27 protein-coding genes and 1 tRNA gene are annotated in these 21,245 nt (G+C 37.6%); 9 read left to right on the top strand and 19 right to left on the bottom strand.

What is annotated here, in order from left to right:
- Positions 1-238: 238 nt before the first annotated feature.
- Positions 239-931: a LytTR family DNA-binding domain-containing protein gene (locus tag MWU82_RS03570; RefSeq protein WP_247095255.1), complete on the bottom strand. Its 693-nt coding sequence runs from the start codon at positions 929-931 to the stop codon at positions 239-241.
- Positions 932-1,261: 330 nt separating this feature from the next.
- Here MWU82_RS03570 and MWU82_RS03575 point away from each other — a divergent pair, with 330 nt between their 5' ends.
- From MWU82_RS03575 to MWU82_RS24365, 3 genes are all read left to right on the top strand, one after another.
- The gene (locus MWU82_RS03575; RefSeq protein WP_247095256.1) at positions 1,262-1,399 is read left to right on the top strand and encodes a hypothetical protein; all 138 of its coding nucleotides are present in this window, start codon (positions 1,262-1,264) and stop codon (positions 1,397-1,399) included.
- 248 nt (positions 1,400-1,647) lie between these two features.
- Positions 1,648-2,040: a response regulator gene (locus MWU82_RS03580; protein ID WP_103441856.1), complete on the top strand. Its 393-nt coding sequence runs from the start codon at positions 1,648-1,650 to the stop codon at positions 2,038-2,040.
- A 281-nt stretch (positions 2,041-2,321) separates the two neighbouring features.
- Entirely contained in the window at positions 2,322-2,489 is a 168-nt protein-coding gene (locus tag MWU82_RS24365) for a DUF6747 family protein (protein WP_181422910.1), read from the top strand.
- A gap of 72 nt (positions 2,490-2,561) precedes the next feature.
- Here MWU82_RS24365 and MWU82_RS03585 read toward each other — a convergent pair whose 3' ends face one another.
- Positions 2,562-4,211, bottom strand: a complete 1,650-nt coding sequence (locus MWU82_RS03585) for a sensor histidine kinase (RefSeq protein ID WP_247095257.1) — start codon at positions 4,209-4,211, stop codon at positions 2,562-2,564.
- Between the two features lie 1,023 nt (positions 4,212-5,234).
- Positions 5,235-5,311, bottom strand: a tRNA-Met gene (locus MWU82_RS03590).
- 135 nt (positions 5,312-5,446) lie between these two features.
- Here MWU82_RS03590 and MWU82_RS03595 point away from each other — a divergent pair.
- Positions 5,447-5,830 (top strand): START-like domain-containing protein, encoded by a 384-nt coding sequence (locus MWU82_RS03595; RefSeq protein ID WP_215950097.1) that lies wholly within the window; start codon positions 5,447-5,449, stop codon positions 5,828-5,830.
- Positions 5,831-5,884: 54 nt separating this feature from the next.
- Positions 5,885-6,730, top strand: coding sequence for an aminotransferase class IV (locus MWU82_RS03600; protein WP_247095258.1), 846 nt, complete (start codon positions 5,885-5,887; stop codon positions 6,728-6,730).
- Between the two features lie 10 nt (positions 6,731-6,740).
- On the opposite strand, the gene MWU82_RS03605 is transcribed toward MWU82_RS03600, so the two are convergent.
- The 5 genes from MWU82_RS03605 to MWU82_RS03625 form a co-directional block, all read right to left on the bottom strand.
- A complete protein-coding gene (locus MWU82_RS03605; protein ID WP_215950099.1) occupies positions 6,741-7,301 on the bottom strand; it encodes a YqgE/AlgH family protein in 561 nt (186 codons plus the stop codon).
- A gap of 114 nt (positions 7,302-7,415) precedes the next feature.
- Positions 7,416-7,688, bottom strand: a complete 273-nt coding sequence (locus MWU82_RS03610) for an HU family DNA-binding protein (RefSeq protein ID WP_031443811.1) — start codon at positions 7,686-7,688, stop codon at positions 7,416-7,418.
- 178 nt (positions 7,689-7,866) lie between these two features.
- Positions 7,867-8,814 carry a methionyl-tRNA formyltransferase gene (fmt, locus tag MWU82_RS03615; protein ID WP_215950100.1) on the bottom strand — a complete coding sequence of 316 codons (948 nt, stop codon included), beginning with the start codon at positions 8,812-8,814 and terminating at the stop codon, positions 7,867-7,869.
- The gene (locus MWU82_RS03620; protein ID WP_247095259.1) at positions 8,811-10,715 is read right to left on the bottom strand and encodes a RecQ family ATP-dependent DNA helicase; all 1,905 of its coding nucleotides are present in this window, start codon (positions 10,713-10,715) and stop codon (positions 8,811-8,813) included. The genes fmt and MWU82_RS03620 overlap by 4 nt, the downstream gene beginning before the upstream one ends.
- Entirely contained in the window at positions 10,715-11,257 is a 543-nt protein-coding gene (locus MWU82_RS03625; protein WP_247095260.1) for an ATP-binding protein, read from the bottom strand. The genes MWU82_RS03620 and MWU82_RS03625 overlap by 1 nt, the downstream gene beginning before the upstream one ends.
- A 115-nt stretch (positions 11,258-11,372) precedes the next feature.
- Between MWU82_RS03625 and MWU82_RS03630 the strand changes: the two genes are divergently transcribed.
- The 3 genes from MWU82_RS03630 to murA all read left to right on the top strand — a co-directional run bounded on the left by MWU82_RS03630 (position 11,373) and on the right by murA (position 13,724).
- Positions 11,373-11,660 (top strand): DUF493 family protein, encoded by a 288-nt coding sequence (locus tag MWU82_RS03630; RefSeq protein WP_215950103.1) that lies wholly within the window; start codon positions 11,373-11,375, stop codon positions 11,658-11,660.
- 87 nt (positions 11,661-11,747) lie between these two features.
- On the top strand, positions 11,748-12,401 hold the full coding sequence (locus tag MWU82_RS03635; RefSeq protein WP_215950104.1) for a DUF4290 domain-containing protein: 654 nt from the start codon (positions 11,748-11,750) through the stop codon (positions 12,399-12,401).
- Positions 12,402-12,416: 15 nt separating this feature from the next.
- Complete coding sequence (murA, locus tag MWU82_RS03640; RefSeq protein ID WP_215950105.1) at positions 12,417-13,724, top strand: UDP-N-acetylglucosamine 1-carboxyvinyltransferase; 1,308 nt, start codon at positions 12,417-12,419, stop codon at positions 13,722-13,724.
- A gap of 120 nt (positions 13,725-13,844) precedes the next feature.
- Here murA and MWU82_RS03645 read toward each other — a convergent pair whose 3' ends face one another.
- The 11 genes from MWU82_RS03645 to MWU82_RS03695 all read right to left on the bottom strand — a co-directional run bounded on the left by MWU82_RS03645 (position 13,845) and on the right by MWU82_RS03695 (position 20,097).
- Positions 13,845-14,321, bottom strand: a complete 477-nt coding sequence (locus MWU82_RS03645) for a GAF domain-containing protein (RefSeq protein ID WP_215950106.1) — start codon at positions 14,319-14,321, stop codon at positions 13,845-13,847.
- 69 nt (positions 14,322-14,390) lie between these two features.
- Complete coding sequence (locus MWU82_RS03650; protein WP_247095261.1) at positions 14,391-14,837, bottom strand: VOC family protein; 447 nt, start codon at positions 14,835-14,837, stop codon at positions 14,391-14,393.
- 179 nt (positions 14,838-15,016) lie between these two features.
- Positions 15,017-15,688: a lysoplasmalogenase gene (locus tag MWU82_RS03655; protein ID WP_247095262.1), complete on the bottom strand. Its 672-nt coding sequence runs from the start codon at positions 15,686-15,688 to the stop codon at positions 15,017-15,019.
- 33 nt (positions 15,689-15,721) lie between these two features.
- Positions 15,722-16,012 carry a hypothetical protein gene (locus MWU82_RS03660; protein WP_215950109.1) on the bottom strand — a complete coding sequence of 97 codons (291 nt, stop codon included), beginning with the start codon at positions 16,010-16,012 and terminating at the stop codon, positions 15,722-15,724.
- 48 nt (positions 16,013-16,060) lie between these two features.
- Complete coding sequence (locus MWU82_RS03665) at positions 16,061-16,720, bottom strand: hydrolase (protein WP_247095263.1); 660 nt, start codon at positions 16,718-16,720, stop codon at positions 16,061-16,063.
- 145 nt (positions 16,721-16,865) lie between these two features.
- Positions 16,866-17,408 carry a DUF3124 domain-containing protein gene (locus MWU82_RS03670; protein WP_215950111.1) on the bottom strand — a complete coding sequence of 181 codons (543 nt, stop codon included), beginning with the start codon at positions 17,406-17,408 and terminating at the stop codon, positions 16,866-16,868.
- Positions 17,409-17,543: 135 nt separating this feature from the next.
- Positions 17,544-17,774, bottom strand: coding sequence for a (4Fe-4S)-binding protein (locus MWU82_RS03675; protein ID WP_247095264.1), 231 nt, complete (start codon positions 17,772-17,774; stop codon positions 17,544-17,546).
- A 2-nt stretch (positions 17,775-17,776) separates the two neighbouring features.
- Complete coding sequence (locus MWU82_RS03680) at positions 17,777-18,070, bottom strand: GNAT family N-acetyltransferase (protein WP_247095265.1); 294 nt, start codon at positions 18,068-18,070, stop codon at positions 17,777-17,779.
- 48 nt (positions 18,071-18,118) lie between these two features.
- The gene (locus tag MWU82_RS03685; RefSeq protein ID WP_247095266.1) at positions 18,119-18,997 is read right to left on the bottom strand and encodes a pirin family protein; all 879 of its coding nucleotides are present in this window, start codon (positions 18,995-18,997) and stop codon (positions 18,119-18,121) included.
- 81 nt (positions 18,998-19,078) lie between these two features.
- Complete coding sequence (locus tag MWU82_RS03690) at positions 19,079-19,669, bottom strand: Crp/Fnr family transcriptional regulator (RefSeq protein WP_215950114.1); 591 nt, start codon at positions 19,667-19,669, stop codon at positions 19,079-19,081.
- A gap of 8 nt (positions 19,670-19,677) precedes the next feature.
- Positions 19,678-20,097 (bottom strand): DUF1801 domain-containing protein, encoded by a 420-nt coding sequence (locus MWU82_RS03695; RefSeq protein ID WP_215950115.1) that lies wholly within the window; start codon positions 20,095-20,097, stop codon positions 19,678-19,680.
- Between the two features lie 174 nt (positions 20,098-20,271).
- Here MWU82_RS03695 and MWU82_RS03700 point away from each other — a divergent pair, with 174 nt between their 5' ends.
- Positions 20,272-21,117 carry a DUF2911 domain-containing protein gene (locus MWU82_RS03700; protein WP_215950116.1) on the top strand — a complete coding sequence of 282 codons (846 nt, stop codon included), beginning with the start codon at positions 20,272-20,274 and terminating at the stop codon, positions 21,115-21,117.
- The last annotated feature ends 128 nt before the right edge of the window (positions 21,118-21,245 follow it).

The raw sequence follows: 21,245 nt of genomic DNA on the forward strand, positions 1-21,245 counted from the left end.
GCCAAAAGTGATTTTAAATATCATGGTTATACCACTGTTTATAATTTAAATAGGATATCTTGACTGTTGCCAGAATCAGGAGCTCGATCCAAAAATATAAAATAACTAATTTTGGTTATGGCTTAACCTAATTATTAGATTTCATCTCTATAATAAGTATTTTCATAAATATCTATAACATGAACACGAGAGCTTCTTAAAGCTATCGTGTTGGGAATCTAAATACCTTGAATAATCTTTAAACATTATAAAGTGCATCAGCCAATTCGTTTTTTTTGTGTCGGCTCAATGGTACCTGTGTTCCAGCTACTTGAACAATTTTACTGTTAAATTTTTCAATTTTTTCCAAATTCACGATATAGGATTTGTGTATCCTTAGGAATTTATCCCCTGGCAACTGTTTTTCAAAAGATTTCATAGTAGAAAGAATAACGATATTACCTTCATTGGTTACCAATTTAACATAATCACCAAGAGCTTCGATCCATTTAATATCGTTTAGTACTACCTTGCGTTTTTTTAGGTTACTTTTCACGAAGATATATTCTTCTTCCTCGTTTGACTTATGAATCTGCTCGTATTTGGCCACAGCTCTTTTTACAGAGGCATCAAAACGGGATAAAGATATAGGTTTGTACAGGTAATCGGTTACATCATAATCAAAGGCTTTCAGGGCATAATCAGTTTTACCGGTAATCAAAATTACCTGTGGTGGGTTGTCCAAGGATTCCAAAAGATCGAAACCACTGATGATCGGCATTTCTACATCTAGGAAAATAAGGTCGATGTCATCATTTTTGATACCGCTTTTTGCTTCAATGGCATTGCTGAACTCGGCTACCATAGCCAGGTTTGGATGATTGTTCACTAATCTTGCTACGGCGATTCGCTGCATAGAGGAATCGTCTACAATTATACATCTTAATTTCATGATAGGTATATTCGGGGTTTAAATCACAGCCAATTTACTTAAATAGCCATTTCAGCCTGTCAAAATGATGTGAACGGCACCTAAAATGTTGCGTAGATGCAGGTAGTGATTGTTTAGGAGTTTGGTCGAGTCCATTTATGATTAATTAATGCCCTTCATAACCTAAATTTGTGACTGTTCTTCAATTTCAATCCATAACCTCTTATTGGACAGGTGACCTGTTAAGAACATATTGATTTCTTTGAATATGCTTTTTCCCTGTTAACTATTTTTATTATTAGATTTTAAAAATCTTGAACAATTTTGCTATTCTATTTGAAAAATAGTAGAATGGAACTGCAATTTTCAAATACCGTAGATGTCAGAAATAACCTATTTTCACATTCCAACTTTGAATTTGTAACCATCTTAATGGTAATAGTGGACGAGCTGGGAAGGAAATTGAATAGACTGGTAATTGCCAGATAATTACGTTCGTTTTGTAACTATGATAAATCAAGTAGCAATTACACCGAACTAGGTATTTAACGGTTGTTAAAAATGGATGACTAAAACACCGGCTAAAGAATAAAAAGAACAAAGTTCTGATAGACGCACCTCATTTATGAAGCTTTCTTGTTACAGCGAGAATATGGACCTTTTGAACGTTTACCAGTTAGAATATATAATTAATTGATAATTCTTTCTCATATTTACAACTATTAAAATTCTCAAAAATGGAATTGAAAGTTTGCATTATAGATGACGACTTAGTGTCGCAATTCGCGTCAAGATATTGCATAGAACAATCAATTTCTAATTGCAGGACTATAGTTTGTGATACTGCGGAAGAAGTTTTGAACATGTTTGCCCATCCTGTAATAAATAAAGAGGATGTGCCGGATTTAATATTTCTAGATTTGGTCATGAACGGCATGGACGGTTGGGAATTTCTTGATACTATAAAGATTGGCAGCAATGTTTTACAAAAAACGGACATCTATATTCTATCCGCCTTTTCAAATTCGAAAGACCGGACAAGGGCTAAGGAGCACCCCATGATAAAAGGGCATTTTGACAAACCACTTTCCAAAAGCATTATGGAAAAGATTCTTCATTCAAAAAAGTAATAAACGAATCGTTTTTCAAAACTGTACATTTGAGAATTGCAAGATCGTTATGCTCTTGCATAGCAGTGTTCTTTCAATTCATTTCATCCAAAGTTTATTGTAATTTCATAGGCTTCCCTGAAAATGCATAAAATGCAGATATGAATTCGTTGAAGTGCCATAATTCCTGATGAATATTTATTTTTCTTCATTAAACCGTATTTATTGACATCTTGTAGAAAAAGAAAGTTCAAGGTAAATTACTGCGATACCTTTGCATCCAAACCCCTAAACAATTTGGTATGGAAACAATTTTACTTTTTAAAGAAATATATCTCAATGGATTTAAGCAGCTGGGAAGTTGGCTAGTAAAAAGCTATTTCAAAGCTTTTTCATGGTTCAGTTTTGCTATGTTTATAGTAGTCCTATATGCATTTGGGTACAGATTAATTACTGGATTCTCTTTTTGAATGATTTAATAGAATTAAGAATTAGAAGATTTGATCCTTCCGTCGCTTTTCGGAAGGATTTTTTTATAAAAACTAAAAATATATTTTAAAGGTAGTACCTATATTCTCTTTACTTTCAATAGTTATAGTTGCATCTAGAGCTTCTAATTGGGATTTAACTAAAAAAAGACCAATACCTTTACCTGAAATATTTCTATGAAATCTTTTATACAGCTTAAATACATTCTCACCATGTCTATTTAGATTGATTCCTATACCATTGTCTTTTATCACGAGCACTTTTTTATCATTTTCAATAAAAGTTTCAAAATGGATATAGGATGATACCCCATCCCGCCGATATTTTATGGCGTTGGATATAAGTATATTTAGTATGCTTTTTAAGTAAAATCTTGAGAAGTGTACCTGATGCCAAGCTAATAAAATGAGCGATATTTTAAAATCATTTGAATCCAACAGCGTTTTGGAGAAATCCTTTTTGACCTCATTTATCAAAGTTAAAATATCAACTTCCTCGAGCTTAACCTTTCTATCATCTATAATGGATACATACTCACCCATATCTTTGGTGAGTTCCGTAATACTTTCGGCAATTTGACTTAGTTTTGGAAGAAGATCATGTATTTTTTTTTGGGGATCTTGTTCTTTGTTGATCATTGATACAATCAATGACATGCTTGTTACAGGAGCTTTAAGGTTATGCGAAACCAAATAATTAAATTCACTTAATTGCTTGTTTCTGATCGTTAATCGACTATTTATATTGGAAATTTGCTTGTTGTGTTTGTCTAATAGATTTCTTTTTTTGTAGAGCAGCGCATTCTTTGTTTCCAATTCATTGACATACTTTTCTCTTTGTTGTCTGCTATTTACAATAAAGTAAGCTATGGTCAATAGCATGGTAATAGTTATAAAATTGAAAATACCGATACCAAAATAAAGGAACTTTAAATTGGCGAGTAAAAATTTTGGAGGTAATTCTTGAACAACTTTCCAATGGTAAGGAGCAACTATTTCTAATGGTGTATCAGAACCAAAATTCAACACCTCATTCAGACTTAACGTCTGAACAGACCATATATGATCATTGCTCAAAAAGGTGGTATCCTTTTTAAATAACTGGCCGGAAAGACCATATTTTTGGTTCAGAGGAACTACTGAATCCGATATTTCAAATGGAATTTGGTTTATATAGGTATTGGATGTAATTATATTCAGGTTATCATCCAGTAGATAGAAATTATTATCAACTATGTTGGTTCTCAGTTGGTTAAGAATTCGATCCATTTTATAATTGATGACCATAACACCTATCTTTTTTTTATTGCCATCAAAAATGGGTTGTACTGCCCGAATAACAGGTTTATATGGTTTTTCAATTTTACCATTTTCCCTGTTCAAATTAATTTGAGATAGGTAAAGTTGCCCGTATTTAAGGCCAATACCCTCTTTAAAATAAGAGCGGCTACTTTTGTCCTGCAACTCTCCAAATTCTAAAGAATCGATTCCTTTCCGCTGCACACGAAAAAATTCCTTACCATTTAAGTCAAGAAATCGAAACTGATCGTAAGGGGTAATTCCCTTAATAATTTCAAGGTATGGTTCCATGAAGGCCCTATGGGTATTCAACGGGTCAAAGTCTTTAGGAAACTTCAGTTTTGACCAATAGTTGGCATTTTGTATGGGTACCTGAAAAAGATCTATAAAAGATTTTCTCTTCATAATTGTTTCACGCTCTTGTAACAACGAGAAATTTTTTATTTGTACGTTTTTTTGATAGATGAATAGGGCCGAGGAAAATACTAAAAGAGGAAAATAAAGTATTGCGAAAATTTTAAATACCTTTTTCCACATAAAATCAACCTATTAAATTATTCCGTTTATTGTACAAATAACACACGGGATTGGAGGTTTGTAATTACACTAATATAAGAAATATTCAGATTGTCGGATAGTCTTTCGCTAATAAACTTAATCCAAATAATTTACGGACCGGACCAAAAGTTTTGAATCCAATAAGACTGTATAGTTTTAAATTTTGCCCCTAAAGATAAATTCTGAGGTTAATCATTTGTAAGATAAAATTCATTGCATTTAGAATTTAACTCATTGCTAATTATTGTGATTGATGTTGGCTGTCAACAGTCAACTTTTTTTACACATATTCAGTTTTTCACTCGGCAAAAGTTATCAAATAGGTTTGTTGTTTAGAGTGGAGCTGCGCTTGAAATTAAAAAACAAATCCACTAAGTAATCACTTTCTTCCAAACATAAGATTCTAGTAACTAGCAGAAACTTATTTTAAAGCATTTAGAGGCCAGCAAAATGGTTTTGTCTGCTATCCCACAATATTCCGATTTATCAGGAAATAAAATCAAGGTATAGCGGTTTAGAAGGAGTAGCATGTTTTCTATATGTCCAGCTTTGAATCCAGTGGCATCAACAAAAAAAAACGAAAATAAATTTAAATACAAAGGAGTCGATTTTAAGAATCTAGTTTCCTATTTATATTATAATTCGGCGCAAATCGGTCTTTTTGATCGACTCATCCAAATAGGTTTTGGGCATAATCCGTGCGGTAAACTAAAGTTTAAATCAAATTATTAGTAAAATGTGATCCAAACAATTGGTAATAGGTTTTTTGAAGTGAAAGTGTTACTATGAAAGCAAATTTTAAAATGTTGTACATATGTTGTACAGAAGTAAAAAACCCAAGAGTATAAACTCTTGGGTCCCTTGTTTTATTGGTAGCGAGAGGGGGGCACGATCCCCCGACCTCCGGGTTATGAATCCGACGCTCTAACCAACTGAGCTACCTCGCCATGCCGTTTTTAACGGGTGCAAATATAAAGTTAATTTTCTGTCCTATCCAAATTAGATTGCTAAAAATATTATCTCAGTTTTATTTTTTAATCATTTATAAATATATATATTGTCCGCCATAAACACTATTCAGAATGAGCGATAAAATTAAATTTGAAGTTGAATTCGTAATTCAATCCTCACCACAACTACTATATCAATATATATCTACCCCCTCAGGACTTTCCGAATGGTTCGCAGATAACGTAAATTCCAGAGGTGAAATGTTCAATTTTATTTGGGATGGCTCCGAAGAGCAGGCAAAATTATTAAAGCGCAAGAGCGATGAATTTGTAAAATTTACCTGGGTAGCGGAAGAAGATGATAGCTTTTTTGAAATGCGCATTATCGTAGACGAAATAACCAAAGATGTGTCTCTTTTTATTACCGATTTTGCAGAGGAGGATGAAGTGGACGAATCTAAAATGCTATGGGAGAACCAAGTATCCAGTTTAAAACAGGTATTGGGTTCTGCCTAATACATTAATGGAATATAACGTATCTTTGGCCTTGATTTTTTCAAGGCTTTTTTTATGGTTAATTTTAACGGAAACCTACTTTCTAAAAACTCATCTTACCTTAATCACGATAATAGGGGACTCCGCTATGGCGATGCCCTGTTCGAGTCTATTAGGGTAGTAAACGGAAAAATATTCTTTTGGGAGGACCACTATCTTCGGCTTATGGCTTCCATGCGGATTCTGAGAATGGAAATCCCCATGAATTTTACCATGGAATTTCTGGAAGAACAAATGTTGGCCTGTGTGGATGCCAACGGCCTGTTGGAGAAACCGGCCAGGATACGATTTACCGTTTTTAGAAATAACGGCGGACTATATCTGCCGCAAACCAATGACGTCTCTTATATTATTGAGGCCAATGTTTTGGATTCCCCATTCTTTACCCTAAATAATGATGCCTACGAAGTAGAGCTTTTTAAGGATTTTTATGTGAACCCGGATATGCTTTCTACCTTAAAGAGCAATAATAAGGTAATTAATGTGGTGGGCAGTATTTTTGCTTCCGAAAACGGATATCAGAACTGTCTTTTGCTGAACCAGGAAAAAAAGGTGGTGGAAGCCCTTAATGGCAATCTCTTTTTGGTAAAAGATCAACATATTAAAACCCCACCCTTAAAGGACGGATGCTTGAACGGAATTGTGCGCAAGAAACTGATCGCTATTTTAGGTTCCCTGGATAAATACCAATTTGAAGAAGCTTTTATTTCTCCATTCGAGCTGCAGAAAGCGGATGAACTTTTCATAACCAACGCAATCACCGGTATTCAACCCATTACAAAATATAGAAAGAAAGAGTACGAAACTAAGGTAGCTGCCGATTTATTGGGCAAACTTAATGCGGCTGCAAGGCTAAACTAAGTATCCTTGGTTAATTTAGGTTAGGGTTTTCAGGGGCATTGGACCATATCAGGTAATTTCCGCCCAATTCCATCATTTTTTCCTTCCAAAAAGCGTTGGAAGATTTTTGTATGATGGAACTTTCGTAGACATTTTTTACCACGACCCATGATTTTGAGTGCAATTCCTGGTCCAACTGTAAAGAGGACCAACCGGAATATCCCAAAAAGAAACGGATATCGTTTTCAGAAATGACCTTATTATTGATCAGGTCCACAATAGAACCAAAATCTCCGCCCCAATAAATTCCGTCCGAAATTTCAATGCTATTTTCTATCAGATCCGGGACCTTGTGGATAAAATAAAGATTATCCTGTTCTACCGGACCGCCATTGTATACCTGAAAAGGCAGATCTATTTCGGTAACCAGATCATTTATACTATAGTCCAAAGGCTTGTTCAGAATAAAACCAACAGACCCCTCATTGTTATGCTCCGCCAACAGAACTATAGATCTGTTAAAGGAAACATCACCGGAAAGTGTAGGCTCAGCAATAAGGAGTTTGCCTTTTTTTGGTTTTTCAGCGACCATATTTTTAGTTCTAGTATCCCTAAAATAAAACAATTCCGTTAATCTGAAAAGTCTTTTGTACAAAAAAAGCACTTCCGGTTAGAGAAGTGCTTTCTATGTATAATGATATTATGATTAGTTTACTGCACCGCTCAAATCAGCACCTGCCTTAAACTTCACTACATTTTTAGCTGCAATTTGGATAGTCTTTCCAGTTGATGGATTTCTACCTTCTCTTGCATTTCTTTTAGATACAGACCAAGATCCGAAACCTACTAGAGATACTCTACCACCTTTTTTTAGAGAACCTTCAACGTTTCCTAAGAAAGATTCCAATGCCTTTTTAGCTGCGGCTTTAGTAATGCCAGCATCAGCTGCCATTGCATCGATTAATTCTGTTTTGTTCATAATTTCGATAAATTAAGTGTTATTAATTATAATTAAATACTTCAACAAATTTATACGGATTTGCCATTAACGCAAGTAAAATGGGGGGAAATCCGCAATTTTGTTGATAACTTGAAACGTTTGTTGATAAAGTAGGGTTTTTTTTACGATTTCCCACACCCCCAATGAACATGGGGGTTTACCCAACATAGGTGTTTTTAGCCAATTTTAATCCGTTTAACACCTCTTTGGTGGTCATTTTTCTTTTACCGGGCAATTGAATTTCCAATAAATTGATGTAACCTCCCTTTACGGCTACTTTCAGTTCATTTTTGGTAAAAGCAATGGTCCCGACCTTTAATTGGTGTTGTTCCAAATCCTTTTTGGCGGAGTATATCTTTAGGAAAAGTTCATCCTCCCCATTGTACATGGTAGTCCAGGCAGTAGGGTAGGGACTTAATCCCCTAATAAAATTATATATGGTAGCAATATCCTGGTTCCAATCTATTTCACAGGTCTCTTTGTGCAGCTTATATGCCTCTTTTAAAGGCTTATCTTCCTGTTGCTTGGATGGTGCTATGGCTTTGCTCTCCAATTTATGTATGGTTTCCAATACGAGGTCCGCTCCCAGATGCATCAGCTTATCGTGCAAGCTGCCTGCGGTATCTTCTTCGGAGATACTGGTTTTCTTTTGAAGTAATATGGCTCCGGTATCAATTTTATCATCTATAAAGAAAGTGGTCACCCCCGTTTCCTTCTCTCCGTTTATTATGGCCCAATTAATAGGGGCCGCTCCGCGATATTGGGGCAGGAGGGAAGCATGAAGGTTAAAAGTGCCCAGCTTTGGCATATTCCATACTGCTTTGGGCAACATTCTAAAAGCCACCACAATCTGAAGTTCTGGTGACAATCCTTGCAATTCCGTAATAAAATTGGGATCCTTTAGGTTGGTAGGCTGCATTATTTTTAGACCATGTTCCATGGCATATGCCTTTACGGCAGATTCATGTAATTTTCTTCCTCTGCCTGCAGGCTTGTCCGGCGCAGTAATTACCCCCACAATATTACAATCGTTTTTTACTAGCTTGTCCAAAATGGCCACGGCAAAATCCGGGGTGCCCATGAACACTATTCGTGGTTTGCTCATCTTTTGATTATTTCGTACTGGTTAATAGAATTCACGCTTATTCTCTGCTCTTCCAATAATCTTTGTAAAGCCAAAATAACGGAACTTTCCTTATAGGTCAATAATTTTATCAGCCCTCTGGAACTTTCTTTTTTGACCATTAAAATTTGTAAAATATCCTGTTCTATGATTTTAATAATGTCATTGTTTACAGGATTTTTTTGAAGGCATACATCACATTTACCACAGTTGTCCTTGGTAGTTTCGCCAAAGTAGTTTAGAATATGCCGACTTCTGCAAAGCTTGGAATCCTTTATATAGGTCAACATACTTTCTACATTGTCCTTTTTAACCTGCTGTATCTGTTTTATTTTTTTGGCGAAGATATTGATCGTGCGCTCATCCTCCCTGGGAACCAAAAATGTAATTTCCAGATCGCTATGTTGGGCATGGTATTCAATAATTTCATCCTTTTCCATTTGTTCCAATACACTTATTACCTCCTTTTCGCTTGTATTGGCCTTTCGAGAAATCAATAGGGGATTTATCTTGGTCTCAAAATCGAATATTCCCCCGTAGGTTCTCAGAATGGTTTGGACTATGGTTGCCGATGGCCGATTTTTTTCCAGGTAATCAAATATTTGATGCTTGGAAGCTATCATACGTATAGTCGTTCTTTGCGAAAAAGCTTCGGTTAGGGATATCACGGAGTTTTGGTCCAACAGCCTTAAACCATTATACGTTAATGTAGTATTTAGCCTATAGATTTCGCAAAAGGAATTAAAGGGCAATTGAAAAGTTTCGCCACTACCTTCCCCAAAGGGGATCTGAAAATAGTTGGCCAATTTTCGATATAATAATTTAAGGAAGTCAACATCTGGTAGGACCCCTAAAAATTGTTTGCGCACCTGGGCCTCATCCATAGGGTTGGTAATTAAAACGGCATTTGCCGGCTTTCCGTCCCTTCCGGCCCTTCCTGCTTCCTGAAAGTAGTTTTCCATACTGTCCGGAATTTGGTAATGTACAACAAGGCCAACATCGGGCTTGTCTATCCCCATTCCAAAAGCGTTGGTGGCCACCATGATCTTCACTTTGTTTTCCAACCACTGGTTTAATCTGGTATCCTTGTCCTTTTTGGAAATACCACCATGAAAAAAGGTAGCCGTATGTCCTTGCTGGGATAGGTAATAGGCCAATTCCATGGTCATTTTTCTACTGCGCACATATATTATGGTACTCGTATTGGTCTGGGCACATAATTCTTTAAGACGGTATTTTTTGTCCTCTTCCCAACAAACGCTAAAGGTAATATTGTTCCTGGAAAAGGAATCCTTCACTATCAACGGTTCTTCCAAATGTAAATTTTGGCAGATATCCTTTACCACCATGTCCGTTGCCGTGGCGGTCAACGCTATCATAGGAACATTTGGCGCCAATTCCTTTAAAATATGGCATTCCAAGTAGGCAGGTCTAAAATCGTTGCCCCATTGACTAATGCAATGCGCTTCATCAATGGCAATAAGGTTAACGTTCATTTGCCTGATGCGCTCCTGCACCAATTCCTGCTGTAGTCTTTCTGGAGACAGGTACAGGAATTTATAGTTGCCATATAGGCAATTGTCCAACAGGTTGTTCACTTCATCAAAAGAAATGCCCCCGGTAAGGGCAATGGCTTTTATACCCAATTTTTTTAGGGTGTCTACCTGGTTGCGGATCAAGGCTATTAGTGGCGATACCACAATACAAATACCTTCACGGGCCAATGCCGGTACCTGATAGCACAAAGATTTTCCACCTCCTGTAGGGAGGAGCGCCAAAACATCCTGTCCATCCAATACGGCGCCTATGATGTCTTCCTGGGAATTCTTAAAATCCGGAAACCCCCAAAACTTCTCCAATATATCCTTAGGGTGCTGATGCACTATAGACTTTTTAGTTTATTATGTATAAAGGTAACTCTTCCGGCTACGGTTTCCTTGGGTACATTTATAATATTGTAGCCGTATCTGGCGTAGGCTTCTTCCAAAAAGGTATGGATACGCACTGCCTCTTCAAAATTTTCATAGCGCTCATTGTCGGACTCGTGTATTTCCTTCCAAGGTGGCAATAAAAAAACGTGGTCGTATTGGTAATTAATGCAGCTCTCAACAAAATGATCTCCATAAGACTGACCAAAACAATCCATATAGGCCACTACGTCCGGAATACCCCGATCATAAAAAACAATGGGTTTACCTACCTCGTTTGCAGCCTGGAATTGCCGGATCCTGCCTTCGATAATTCTTTCACTAAATAGCAAAGGGTCCGAAACGAATAACTGTGGTATACCTTGCTGCCTGGCTTCCAGCGTAATCTCGCGGGATATCTCACTAAAACAAAAGAAGCCTTCCTTTTCAATTTTTTCTATGACAGATGTCTTTCCTGTACTGGGTCCACCTGTAATGACAATTCTTTCTAAATTCAAATAGCGCGTTTAAAATTCGGTATTTACATGCGTAAAATGGTGTTGCAAAGTAATGAAATAGCCTTAAGATTAAAAAATTGACAACGATACTTTATATATTTGCAAAAACATTGGCATGGATCAGGATAAATCAGAGGAATTTTATGGTAGATTAAGGGACCAATTGGCGGAAAGTAGCAAATGGCCTTCCAATTACCTATATAAGTTTATAGTCCCAACCGACACGGAAAAAATAAAACAGATTCAGGATATTTTTGATAATACGGGGGCAGTAATCGAATCCAAGCAATCCAAAAATGCAAAATATACCAGTTTGAGCATTACCGTTAACCTTAAAAATCCTGATGAAGTAATAAAAAAATATAAGGAAGTAGGGAAGGTAAAAGGGGTAATATCACTCTAAAATAGTATTTCTAGCATAATTTTGTTAATTTGCAGACGTTATAAGAGCACTTCCTTATCATAAATAAATAGCAATAAATATTTCAATTTGAATTTAGTAGAAAACTTAGAATACAATACTGAGCGACCAAAGCTCATTATACCCGAGTATGGGCGCCATTTCCAGAAAATGGTGGACCATGCCATCTCCATCGAGGACGATGAGGAACGTAACCGTGTGGCCCAGGCCATAATAAGTGTTATGGGCAATATTCAACCACATTTGAGGGACGTTCCCGATTTTCAACATAAACTATGGGATCAATTGTTTATCATGTCCGATTTTAAATTGAACGTGGACTCGCCATTCCCAATTACCTCCAAGGAGACCTTGCAAAAACGTCCGGATCCATTGGAGTATCCTCAAAATTTTCCAAAATATAGGTTTTATGGAAATAACATAAAACGTATGATCGATGTGGCCGTTAAGTGGGAAAAAGGCGATATGCGAGACGGGTTGGAGTATGCCATAGCCAATCACATGAAAAAGTGTTACCTAAACTGGAATAAGGACACTGTGGACGACAAGGCCATATTTAAGCATCTTTACGAGTTAAGCGATGGACAAATAGATCTTGCCAAGGAAGGGGAAAACTTGACAGAAAGTGGACAATTCCTTAAAAATCGTGTGGCTAAAACGCCTAGGACCAGTTCTGGTAAAAAAACGCAAAGAAATCAAAACCGCGGTAAAAAGCGGTACTAATCTTCTCAAACTTTAATGGGAACATTTAAAATAGAAGGCGGTCATCAATTACATGGTGAGATTACACCGCAAGGGGCAAAGAATGAAGCTTTACAAATACTCTGTGCCGTACTACTTACTTCGGAAAAAGTGTCGATTACCAATATCCCTGATATTGTAGACGTAAACAAACTGATATCCTTATTGGAGGATTTGGGGGTTAAGATCCAAAAGAAAGGTCAAGGGTCCTATACCTTTATGGCAGATGACATTAATTTGGAATACCTGCAATCTGCCCAATTTAAAGAGGACGGTAGGGGCCTTAGGGGATCTATTATGCTCGTAGGCCCATTATTGGCGCGTTTTGGCAAGGGATATATTCCCAAACCGGGCGGTGATAAAATAGGACGCAGGCGATTGGACACACACTTTGAAGGTTTTATAAAATTAGGGGCAAAATTCAGATACAATAAGGAAGAGCACTTTTACGGTGTTGAAGCCGAAAAATTGAAGGGCACCTACATGCTTTTGGATGAAGCTTCGGTTACAGGAACAGCCAACATAGTTATGGCGGCTGTTTTGGCAGATGGCAAAACCACCATTTACAATGCAGCCTGTGAACCTTATTTACAGCAATTGTGCAAAATGCTGAATAGGATGGGAGCCAAAATTACAGGAATCGGCTCCAATCTGTTGGAAATAGAAGGGGTTGATAGCCTGGGAGGAACAGATCACAGAATGCTCCCGGATATGATCGAGATCGGTAGTTGGATAGGCCTGGCGGCCATGACAAGGAGTAACCTGACTATTAAAGATGTTAGTTGGGACGATCTGGGGCAAATTCCTACTGTTTTTAGAAAATTGGGGATACAGCTGGAGCGAAAAGGGGACGATATTGTTATTCCCGAGCATAAAGATGGTTATGAGATCCAGAACTATATTGATGGCTCCATTTTAACCGTGGCCGATGCGCCATGGCCTGGACTTACGCCAGATTTGTTGAGCATTATTTTAGTGATGGCTACACAAGCAAAAGGGGAGGTATTGATCCACCAAAAGATGTTTGAAAGCCGTTTGTTCTTTGTAGATAAATTAATAGACATGGGGGCCAAGATTATTCTTTGCGATCCACATAGGGCTACCGTTATTGGACATAACTTTGAATCCAGTCTAAAAGCCACCACCATGGTGTCTCCGGACATTAGGGCCGGTGTCTCTTTGCTGATAGCAGCCTTGTCTGCCAAGGGCACCTCTACCATACACAATATAGAACAGATCGATAGGGGTTACGAAAATATTGATACGCGTTTGCGAGCTATTGGTGCCAAGATCACCAGGGTTTAACCACGGTTATAACTTAATATGAAATAAAAAAGGACTATCAATTAGATAGTCCTTTTCTATTTTGAGGATTAACAAGCGTTCAAATATCTAAATATAAAAAACACAATTGTGTTAATGAGCCTATGCACTTATATGGCGACTTATTTTCTCACCTATACTTAATAAGTCACTAACTTCTTCCTCCGTAAAATCATAAGGAACAGGTTTGGCTATTCCCAAGGTTCCATACAGTTTTCCATTGAGCATCATTGGGGCTGCTATAGAACCTTCTACCTTTGTTTCTTTGGCAGCAGGACGTGCTACCCCTGAATCATCGGTTTGTAGATTACACATTTCTACCGGTTCACGCCGCTCCGCCGCAATCCCTGCCATACCTTTACCTATGGGAATCTCGGAAAGTTTGGGGATTAAAAAGGGAGGAATGCCTTGATGTGCCTGAACCTTTAACAATCCCGATTTTTCATCCAGAAAATGAATGGTACCAGTGGTACAGTCAAAAGCGGAAATTACAGTGGAAAGGACTTCCTGCCAATTAGTGGTTTCATTATTAAGGAGGGTATCTATTACAGTGTTCCGTTGCGCATTGTCCTTGTTCATATGCTTTAATTTATTTTTTTCATTATTACCCAAATTTACTAAATCTAGTTAAACTATTGTCCAGGTTTTTTAATCGTGTTTGGCGTTATTGACTTCGATCCAATAGCCTTCGGGATCTGTGAGGTATATCTGTCGTACCCCATCTGAACGTAAGGTAACCGCCCCTTTTGTCCCTGGCCAATCCTCATATTCAATGTTGTTATCTACCAAATGTTTAATAAAGGTTTCCAAGTTGGGTGTCGATAAACAGAGGTGCATGGACTTATGTTTTTTCATGACCACCGTATCCTTATAGATCAGGTGCAGCTGTGAATTGCCCTGGACTTGAAACCAACGGAATCCCGGTGCCTTGTCCGGGTGTGGAATTTCCTTTAATTTTAAAATATTGGAATAGAAATCTGCAGTAGTGTCCAGTTTATTGACGATTAAAGAAGAATGGTCTATCTGGAAATCAAAGCCTTGGGCATTGACTTGCAATATAAAAAAACTGAGAAGCAGAAATAATGGCTTGTGCATGTGTATTAGGTTTTAATTTTAAAAGTAATTATAAGGTGTTATTTTCTTTAGGTTATCTGGTTTATAAGGCAACGTAAACTTTAGCAGGAAAGAAAGGTAAATAAAAATGAATCAATTTATTGAAGCTAATCTACTTTTGTGGTAATTTTTAGGAAATTGTTATTTATTCCATGTTCAATTCAGTCTTTACCAGCCAATAATCCACGGACTATTAAATATTGTGCCGTGGCATAAGTGCCCATGACCAGAATATGTGATCCCGGTACGGTTATAAGAAACTTATTGATGGCCAGGATGCTATCGGACAAGATAAAGAATACTGCTCCAATAAATACCAATTTGAAACTTGTTGGACCTACCTGGTCCTTTCTACTATAGGCCGTAATGGCCATTGCTAGAATACCCAGGACATAAATAATTACAGGAATTTTTAACGTGCCTAAATTATCCTGTAGAATTATGAAAAGGGTAGTGCCGTAGACCAGCAGCAATATGGCAACCAAAGGCATTTTCTTCTTTAATATGCTTTTGCCCTGGATAAGAAATACCAAGGCATAAGTTATATGGGCAAGGAGAAAAGCTATTAGTCCAAGCATAAAATACATAGACGAGAGATGATCATAGAGCAAGAATATGTCTCCCACTAATGAAAAGAAAAGAGCCAACAAGATGTAACGATAGGTCTTTTTGGCTAGTTGCCTTCCGTATATCCCAAAAAACAATATCAGCGAAAGCAGTATACTCGGTTTGGTCAATTGTCTGAGGCCTTGAAAGTGCAAGTATCCTGTTACCAGATCCAACAGCACCAAAAGAATAAATACGCCAATAAAGGCATTCTGCCTTGTTTTCATGCTAAAAAATTAATGTTCCAATGGCTAGGTTTGTTAAGTATATAGTTTTCTTTTTCGGACCACAATAAAGCAGAGGCCCAACTGGAGGACTACGGCGATGGCGTTGGTAAGCCAAAGGGCTACGGTATTAAAACGAATTCCGTAAAAGCACCAAAACAGATAAATAAATACCCAGCCAAAAATAAAACCGTTAGAAAGGCTACTGGGGCCCTTATAACGGTATTCTTTATAGACCTGTATAGCAATCACCAGACAGGCACTTAGACCTGCTACAATTCCTATGCTTTCAAAAATGTTCTCTGGGATACTGTGTATGATATTCATGTAATAAGGGCTAATTGTTTTATGTTTGGATTGATTATCGCCATTTAATTATTCGCTTCTATATTTTAACATGATGTCCTTGAACAACTCACTGGTGGAAGGAGGGGTATAGCTAATGGCATTGGCACCCGCTTCTATAGTTCTTACAATGTCCTCCTCTAAATGTCCTCCTGTGGCCAATATGGCTATGTCGTTGTCAATATCCCTAATACGCTTAACAATGTCCGCAGTTTTACCGGCTCCTGATACGTTAAAAATATCCACCCCGGCGGCTATTCTACCTTTTATATCATCCTTTTCAGAGACAATGGTGATGGTCACTGGAATATCAATTTTAAGTTTTAATCTCGCTATAAGTTCATTGGGAGTGGGTTTGTTCAGGACAACCCCCAAAGCACCTTGAAACTCTGCGTGCAAAGCCAGTTCCACCGATCTTTTACCTGTGGTAATTCCGCCTCCAACCCCACAAAAGATAGGCTTGTCCGCTGCCAAAATTAAAGCATGACTAATTAAGGGCTGTGGTGTAAAGGGATAGACGGCAATAATGGCATTGGCATTGGTGTTTCTAATAATGGCAACATCTGTACTGAACAGGAACGATTTTAGCAATTGTCCAAAAACCCGTATTCCGGAACAAGAGTTGATTACCTCCGGCACCTCCACGATATTTTTTCTTAGCTTACTACCAAAAGAAGGTACCTTGATCATAATGCAGCATGAATTAGGTTAAAAGAAATAACAATAAGGATGGTAAATTGGCCTTTGACTAGAGCTTATTAAATATAGTCTTTTTTTTAATTGGTACAGACAGGGAGTTTTAATGCCAAGTCAATTTAGTGCCTGAATTTAAAGCCTACAATTTTATTCCCCGCGTAGTAAAGGAGATTCCCTGTTGTCCTGTGGTAGAAATCATCACGGCTTCGAAAATAGGCTCGTGATTATTCGATTCTACAGCCCAATCAAAAACAAAATTTGCGCCTGTTCCCCCGTATTCATCATCTTGATCAATAACAATTTCAATGGTTTCCAAAGGCTTAAGAAATATTGGTTTGTTAAAATAGGTGCGGATAAGTTCTCCCTGGGTATTGTAATATTCAGCTTTTAAAATATAAATGGAATCTGTATTGCTTACATTCCTCATACTTGCGGTAGCCGTTAAATGATGCAGTGTTCTTTCTGTTCCATCATATATGGATGAGTATATGGACAAATAGGAACTACCTTTTATAAGTGAGTCCTGAACGGGTAAGGCCATATATCTCTTTTCCCAATTAATAGGATCTATATGACTGACCTTCTTTTCCTCGGAACAACTAAGGATCAGTAACAAAGTGCAGAGGGCTAGACATATTTTTTTTCCTATAAAATGGAAACTTCTGAGAAATATAGTAATCATTCTTTTAGACTTCGTTTTAAACATTACATCATTAAAACTTGAAACTAATGCTCCCTTTAGGAGCGCTTAGTCCTGCATAAAGATACTCTTTAATTGGAGAATCGTGCATTTCAAATTAAGGATAGATATAAGTGTTCAACTTTTTCTGTTCATGTAAAACGAGAGGGCACCGGACGGACATTTCATGATCTGGGATTTCAATTGTTCGGTCGTAGCCATCTCAGGCTTTATCCACGGTTTCCCTTTTGGATCGTATACCTCTGGCAAGGTTTTGACACATACTCCGGCGTGAATGCATTTTGAAGGTTTCCAAACTACAGTAATTTCACCATTGGTGTATTCCTTAAAATTTTCTTTCTGTTCCATAATTAAGCGATATTAATTCCTTTTAAAACCAACTTTTTCCAATCAGGGTGTCTTTTTATGTAGGAAGCTACAAATGGACACATCGGAACCAAGGTCAATTCCTTCCTTTCTATATCTATAAGAACATCTTTCACTAGAGCGGAGGCCACCCCTTGCCCTTCCAATTCCTTTGGAACCTCTGTGTGGGTAAGATAAATTTTATCTTTTGCCTTTATATATTCAATTTTGGCAATAACGCCATCAATATGATACTCATATTGCTTTCTTTCCGTATTGTCTATTAATTTGTAGTTCATACTTATCGTTATTATTCGTCCTGTATATTCCTATTTCTAATTTACACTTTATTCCTCCAAATAGCCAAATTTGCCCAAATTATAATCTTTTATGGCCTGGGCTATTTCCTCACGGGTATTCATTACAAAGGGCCCTTGGGCGGCTATAGGTTCGTTAAGGGGTTCACCACTTAAAATTAGAACAATTGATTTCTTCGTAGCCTCCATACTAAAATCTTCACCTTCATTTTCGAAGAGCACAAAATGATTTTCGGCTACGGTCTGCGTTCCATTCACATTTATTTCCCCAGCAACTACCAGCAAGGCGGTATTATAGGCAGCTGGAAAGCTAAAATCCGCTTTACCACCAACTTCTAGTCTCGCATTGAACATATTGACAGGGGAAAATGTAGATGCCGCACCTTCAATATTTTTATAGTTCCCGGCTATGACTTCAATTACCCCTTTATTATTTTCCAACTGATATTTATTTATCTGGGCATTGGTTATTCCCTGATATTTCGGGGTAGACATTTTGTACTTGGCCGGAAGGTTTACCCAAAGTTGTGCCATTTGAAAATAGCCTCCTTCCTTGCTAAATTTCTCTTCGTGATATTCTTTATGAAGTATACCAGAGGCTGCGGTCATCCATTGTACATCCCCCTCGCTAATAACGCCACTGTTGCCAGAACTATCATGATGGGCCACTTTCCCCTGATAGGCTATGGTAACCGTTTCAAAACCCCTGTGAGGATGTACACTTACCCCTCTAGGCTTATCGGTAGGGGGGAAGTAAAACGGGCTATTGTAATCCAGAAGGATAAAGGGGTCCATTCTTTCCATATCCAACCTATAGCCACTGGGGATAAAATTATGAACTCTAAACCCGTCTCCCACATAGTGTGGCTCCCTTGGCGCCACTACTATTTCTATATTCTTTGTATTCATCAATATCTATTTAATAATTATATAGCAATAATACAAGGATATAGGGTCCTGTGCATTGATGTATGATAAGTAATATATTCCCTAGTTAGGTTTAAAGTTTTTATGGGCCAATTCTTTGCGTACCCTGCTAAGACTCTCCGGGGTAATGCCCAAATAGGAAGCAATCATCCATTGTGGCACCCTTAATGTTAGATCTGGGTATAATTTAATAAAATTCATATATCTCCTCTCTGCACTTGCGCTCAACAAAAGATTAATTCGTTTTTGTTGGTGTCGAATGTGGTTCTGAAGGGCTATTTGATTATAGTTCCTAAAGGAAGAGCTTATTGCACTAGCTTCATTTATAAAGTCCGAATTTATTAAAACTACCTTGGTATCCTCTATGGCATCGATAAACAGGTCTGAAGGTTCATTAAAAAAAGCAGAACTCCGATCGGAGACGATCCAATTTTCGGAACCAAACTGAATAATATGCTCCTTGCCGCCGTCGTCAACCGTATAGGAGCGTAAGAGGCCGTTTTCAACAAAGAAGAAATGTCTACAAACTTCACCCGGACGCAAGAGCACCTCGCCTTTTTCAATATTTCTGAATTCTACTTTTTTGATAAGCAGCTGAAATTCAGGTTCCGCTATGTTCGCCTTGGTCTTTAAATACTTAGTGAAATTTTGCATGTAAATATTTATTGGGAATGTTTGTGTTTATAATAAAGGTAGGATGATTCTATCATTTTGGATAGTACATCCATATTAATATCTGATAATCGTTTTATATAAAGACAGGCTTTGCCCGTTTTGTGGGGACCCAATTGATCCAAAAGCTTCTGATTATTGGAAAATCCTGACATGATATAGATTGAAAAATTAGATTTTCTAGGGGAAAATCCTGTGATGCACATATCTCCTTCCCGACCAGAATCGTATTTATAATGGTAACTGCCAAAACCGATTATACTTTCACCCCACATTACTGCCGGTTCTAGGGTAATGTTTTTAAACAATTCCAATAATGCATGGGCATCCTTACGTTTTTCTATACCCACAACGGAGTTTAAAAAAGCCATAACAGATTTATTGTTCGGTTTAGTTTTGTTCTCCGTCATCCCTTGCAAATTGGTGTACTATAAATTTACTAAAAAAGGAGTAAAGCAACATAGGGTATATTTCATTATCGCTTTGGAAGATATTATAATTAGTTGGGTATAATACGACTGACCCACTTCCAGATTAGGCTTTTAATATGTAATTTAGCATAAACATTCTAAACACTTATTAACATGAAAAAAATAACACTTTTAGTACTAATGATTGCTGTATCCTTTGGAGTACAGGCACAGATCAACACGCCGCAACCGAGTCCGTCCTCGACACTTGTTCAGAAGGTTGGATTGACCGATGTAACGGTGGAATATTCCAGGCCATCCATGCGTGGAAGAACCATTTTTGGGGATTTGGTACCTTATGATAAATTATGGAGAACAGGGGCCAACGCCAGGACAAAGATAACCTTCAGTGAAAACGTAATGATAGGAAATCAAGAGCTTAAAGCTGGTTCTTATGCCATTTATACTAAACCGGGAGCTGCAGCCTGGGAGGTAATCTTTTATACCGAAGCCGATGGCGGAGGAACACCGGCAACCTGGGACGAAAGCAAAGTTGCTGCCAAAACAACCGCTCAAGTACAAAATCTGCCATTTCAGGTTGAAACTTTTACGATTTCTATCGACGGCCTTTCTGATAACGCTGCCACTTTAGGCATGTATTGGTCCGATGTATATGTAGGTGTTAAGTTTGATGTTCCTACGGACAAAGCGGTCACTAGTTCCATAGAAAAAGTAATGAAAGGTCCGGACGCCAATGATTATTATGCCGCTGCCGTATATTACATGAATTCCGGTAAGGATATCAATAAGGCCAAGGAATGGATGGATAAAGCCATGAGCATGACGGAGAAACCCGCATTTTGGCAATTAAGACAACAGTCGCTAATTTATGCCAAAGCAGGCGATAAAAAACAGGCTATTGAAACTGCAAAAAAATCACTGGCCGCTGCCGAAGCCGCTGGTAATGCCGACTACGTTAAGATGAACAAAGACTCCTTGAAAGAGTGGGGGGCTAAGTAATATCTTTGTACCGAATATAAAAAGCTCACTTTTCCGTGAGCTTTTTTTTTGGAAGATTTGTATCTAAAAATCCCTTGACAAATGGTTCGTAATTCCAAGGATTATAGTACTGACCGTTAATCTATTAT

Source organism: Arenibacter sp. S6351L (genome assembly GCF_023016025.1).
Taxonomy (GTDB): Bacteria; Bacteroidota; Bacteroidia; order Flavobacteriales; family Flavobacteriaceae; genus Arenibacter; species Arenibacter algicola_B.